This window comes from Candidatus Parcubacteria bacterium (assembly GCA_021414235.1).
Taxonomy (GTDB): Bacteria; Patescibacteriota; Minisyncoccia; order Phycocordibacterales; family JAKFXT01; genus JAIOOV01.
In genome coordinates this window covers 1-5169 of sequence record JAIOOV010000001.1, presented here as the reverse complement: position 1 = coordinate 5169, position 5169 = coordinate 1, and the positions used below count along the sequence as shown (strand labels likewise).

Genomic DNA, 5169 nt, shown 5'->3' with positions numbered 1-5169 from the left:
CATTGATCCACGCTACTGCGAACTTTACGAGCGCTTTTGGCGACCGAAGGTCGATTCCATGATTTCACTGCCCCACTGCCTAGCGCCCGGAGAAGTGGCGAGCGGAGGCGCGACAAGCAGTGGCACAGGGACGACCGCTGGAACGACAACTGGCGGCGGTCCGACCACTGCGGGTGCGTCTGGAAGCACGATGGGTAGTACCAGCGGTGGAGCCTCCAGCAGCAGTTCAACCGCGGGAGGCACGAGCGCAGGGGGTACAACGGCAGGCAGTAGCACCACAGGGACGACTACCGGCGGCACAACAACTGGGGGCACAACAACTGGGGGCACAACAACTGGTGGCACAACAACTGGCGGCACAACAACTGGCGGAACCACAACCGGCGGAACCACAACCGGCAGTCAGCCCCCCTGCGTCGGGTGTGGGGCGTTTGTGGGGATGAATGATATTAAATTCTCCGGTGGAGCGTATGCCGACAGCTACAATTCCAATTCCGGTCCGTACTCCGTCGCAACATCGCGCCAAGCGTGCAACCTCTGCAGCAATCTCACGATTCGCCTTACTCAAGGCGCTGTGGTACGTGGAGACGCCCATCCGGGTATCGGCCAAACCATCTCGGCCGGCACGGTAACGGGCTCGACGACACCCCTGTCGAGAAACCTGGTTCTGCCGCCGGTCAGCCTGGGCAATGTCGCCACGGTCAATTCCAATGGCAGCATTCCCAAGACGGCGCAAAACAAGAACGCTTATTCCGGTGGGGCGTTCACCATGTCGGGCAACAATGACAGCATTACGCTACCGGCGGGAACCTATTATTTCACGAGCTTTAATCTCTCAAGTAATGGGACGATCAATCTGCTCGGACCGACAGTCATTTATTGCACAGGCCAGTTCAAGCTCACGAACGGGAAGTTCGTATCCTCCACGAATAAACCGCGCGACCTGGTGATCTACTGTTCTGGAACGAACGTGGACCTATCTCAGGATCAGCCGTTTTACGGCGTGGTCTATGCCCCGAACGCCGATATCAAACGAAATGGTGATGGCGAACTCTACGGAGCCTTCTATGGAAAAACGCTGGATATCCAGAACCCTTTTGGCATTCATTACGACGAGTCACTAAGCGGGTTGTTTACCGTCAGTTGCCCCTAGCGACGCGCCGGGATGATCCTACTTGACGAGAAAGTAGCAAACGCTCAAGATCATGCTGGCGGGAGAGGCCGTCTGAATCAAGTCCGGTGCAGATATTTCCACCAGGAACGGTGGTGAGGCAGCGTGGCGGACGTTCACAACGACGAATCTCTTTCTACTAAGGATACCCTATGAGGCATCTCACCCGCCAAAAGCGCCTTCGTTCTCGTGCGCGCCGTCTACAGATCGAGCCTCTTGAGGACCGAAGACTTCTTGCCATCACCAGTCTGACGGTGGGAAGTCCGATGCTCTACTCCACGCTCGCTGCAAATGACGGGGGCGCCGACATCAGCATCTTGGAAGTCGTCAATCTGACGATTCAAGACGGCGGCAGCATCAACGCCAACGACCCGGCGGTGCCGCCGAACGCCGGCGCGTCACCCCCCATCGTGATTCAAGCCTCCGGCAATGTGCTGATCGAGGCGGATACCAATGCAGGCGATGACCCAAGCACCGGCGGCACGAATACCGGCATTTTTGCCGAGAATCGAATTTCAGGGGGGCTCGGTGGAAACATCACGCTGACCGTCGGCGGCAGCCTCGCGATGGAAAGCGGGGCGACCATTTCGAGTTCCGACACGGCTGGTGGAAATCCGAATCCGACCGGCTCGGGCGATATCACCATTGATGTCAACGGCGCGATCGACGTGCGGACCGGCGCCTTTATTGCCGCCGGCTATTTTGATTCAAACCCCGGTTCCGGCGGCGCGATTGATATTAAAACCCAGGTCGGTGATATCGACATCGATGGCTTTGTATTGTCCCAAAGCCATTTGAGCGGCACTGGGGCGGTTCAAGCGCCCGGCGGCGGGACGATTTTCATCACCGCTGGCGTCAAGGACAATCTTGGCAGCCACCTGACGATCAGTGATACGGGCGTGGTCAGTAGCAAGGGGAAGGATCCCGGTGCGGATCTGGTGCATTTGCAAGGCTGCGGCGTCACGATCTTCGGTCTCGTGGAATCGACCGGTGCTGGACATGCAATTCCCAACAATCCACCCAACCACTTGGACGGCACATTCCGGCCCGATAAGCCCGCCAATTCCACCGGCGGCGTGGAAGTCTGGGCGGGGCACTCCATCACGATCGACAGCACGGGTAGCCATAACGGCGAGATCAATGCCGACATTGGCATCACGGGAGGCACGCAAGGCATTGGCTGGATCGACCTGTTCTCGCGTGATGGGGCGATCAAAATCATTGGAGATGTGACCGGTCCCTTTGCAGTTCACGCCAATGGCGGTTTGCAACAGAACACCGATGCTGGCGGTCTGGTGACCGTAAAGTCCACCAAGAGCGAGATCATCGCCAGTGGCTTGGCCATACAGGCCGACTCAACGACAGGGGGTAGTAATGGCGGCGTGATCGTCGTCGAAGCACTCGGCAACGTCAACTTGAACACGGCCACCATTTCCGCCCAGGGGGACACCAATCCTGTTGGTGGTCTAGGCGACGGCGGCACGCTCAGTGTACGTTCCTTTGCCGGCAATATTAGTTGGACGAGCGGCACCGGCGATGTTCGACCCGACGGGACGATCAACCTCACGGCTTTCGGCACGATCACGCTGGGAGCCACATTCGCCGCCGGATCGCCGAATCAGTTTAATGACATCTCAGGCGGCAGGCCGACGTTGCCAGACTATGTGATTCTTCCACTCTGCGTAGTTGACCCGCGCGACTTCGGCGACGCACCCGAGAATCCGATTGTGCCAGGCGACTATCCCACCACGCTGGCCAACGACGGAGCGCGGCACCATATCGTCGCGGGGTTTCATTTGGGAGCTACGATAGACGCGGAATTGGACGGCCAGCCGAATGGCACGGCTACCGGAGACGACGAAAATCCGTTGGGTGATCCAGACGACGAGGACGGCGTGATATTCAATGAGCCGTTCGTCCCCGGCCTGCAAACTTCCATCACTGTGACGTTGACGGGCCAGACCGGCCTGCTGGATGCCTGGTTCGATTGGAACGGTGACGGTTTCTGGGACGCCGGCGAGCAGGTGTTTACCAATCAGGTACTCAATTCGGGCGCAAACGCTCTGGATGTGGATGTGCCCTTAACTGCCGTGGTGAGTGTCACTGGAGCACCTACTTTTGCTCGGTTCCGGTTGAGTAGTGCTGGCGGACTATCACCCACGGGTGAGGCTTCCGATGGCGAAGTAGAAGATTACAAGCTGCACATTTTTCCCTACTGGACCAGCAAGTGCGCCGTCATCACGCAGATTGGCGAATGCTTCGCCATTCCCGACGTGCTGGTGGACGTCGATAGTGGCCCGCTGGCATTCGACGCCAGCAAGGTCGGCACGCTCATGCCGGCTACCAGGTCGATTCAGGCTGCCATCGATTACGTGAACGCCCACGGCGATGTCAACGGCGACGGCAAGTTGCTCGTGGCGGTCACTGCCCAGGACACGCTAGTCGAGTCCGCCGCCTGCGGTGGCATCCCCTTCATCGGGCGCGACCTTGGGGGCGACGGATTCGAAAACTTCATCGTCACCAACTCCAGCGGCCAGCAACTCTATGTCATGGGCAACAGCGTCAGCATCCATGCTGCTGACCCGACTAAAGCCGTCGCCACGATCAAGAGCAGCCTCGGCAAAGTCACCTACATGGATATCCACGGCTTAGACAGCAAGGTAGCAGGGATCAAAGTGGGCGGGGCTACCGCGGCGGAAAAGAACGCCGCCGCCGTTCTCGTCAAAAACACCAGCGCCCAAAACAACGTCGGTGGCGTTGGAATCTGGGTCTGCGATGACAAGGTCGAAGTCAGCGGTTCTCAGCACCTCACCGGCAACAAGGTCGGCATTCAGATCGACGGCGACAACAACGTGCTGCGCACCAACAACGAGATCATGGACAACACGCTGCTCGGCATCAAGGTCACCGGCAACTACAACGAGCTCAACGATCAGGACGTTGGTAAATCGGGGCATGCCAACGGCGCGGGCATCGATGTGACCGGCAACAACAACAATTTGAAAGGCAGCACTGTCTCCTACAACGCCGGCATCGGCGTCCGGATCGCCGGAAACAGCAATATTGCCGACGACAACGAACTCTTGAACAACGCCAAGGACGCTTTCTTTCTCGCGCTGGGCAACAGCAACCAGATCACCAATAACAAAATTTTCGGCAACGGAGGTGATGGGATTGAGGTCACGGGCAACAGCAATCTGATCAAGAAGAACGCTATCGGCGACAAGAACAAGGGGAATGGCGGCGACGGCATCCGCGTGGTCGGCAATCTCAACCAGATCCTGGAGAACGAGATCTTCGCCAATTGGGGTGATGGAATTGAGCTCCTCGGAGACAACAACACCATCACCAAGAACAAGGTTGGCGACAAGAGCAAGGGTGGCAACGGGCTGGGGAACGTCGCGGGCAACCGAGACGGCATTCGCGTGACCGGTAAGACCAACCTGCTGGAGGAGAACACCGTCAGCGCCAACAAAGGTTACGGATTTTACATCGCCGGCGCAGCGAGCACGGGCAACAAGCTGAAGAACAACAAGGGGAACGCGGACGGCTCGGGCAGCACCAGTGAAAACGGTCAGGCGGAATACAAATTCGACGCGGCCATTGTCAACCTGGGGGGCAACAAGAAGGACAACGCGAACTTTACTTCCACGGCGGTAGGGACTTACGAATAACGCCCCATCGCTTAAGCCATGACTAATTTTGAAAAACTCTTTCAAAAAGGTTGGTTGCGACGTAAAGTCTTATTGTAAAATATGTTATGGCTTAATTGCTTCAAAAACAAATTAGGAAAGATGGATAAAATGCGTTGAGTTATTGCGGGCCACGGCAGGCTTAAGTAGGATTTCGTGTTAGACCTTCGCAACCAGGAATCAATCAGCAACTGACCTCAACCGCACCACGACAATTTCGACTCCGCACTTGTGCCAACAAGAGCGGCGGCGAAATCGTCGTGGTGTTTTTCATTGGTAATTGAATCCTGCCTCGCCTTCCCCCCC

At 57.4% G+C, this 5169-nt stretch carries 2 protein-coding genes; both read left to right on the top strand.

Annotated features, from left to right (window positions below):
* Positions 1-439: 439 nt before the first annotated feature.
* Positions 440-1153 carry a hypothetical protein gene (locus tag K8Q93_00010; protein MCE9643625.1) on the top strand — a complete coding sequence of 238 codons (714 nt, stop codon included), beginning with the start codon at positions 440-442 and terminating at the stop codon, positions 1151-1153.
* Between the two features lie 170 nt (positions 1154-1323).
* A complete protein-coding gene (locus tag K8Q93_00005) occupies positions 1324-4845 on the top strand; it encodes a right-handed parallel beta-helix repeat-containing protein (GenBank protein ID MCE9643624.1) in 3522 nt (1173 codons plus the stop codon).
* Positions 4846-5169 lie beyond the last annotated feature (324 nt).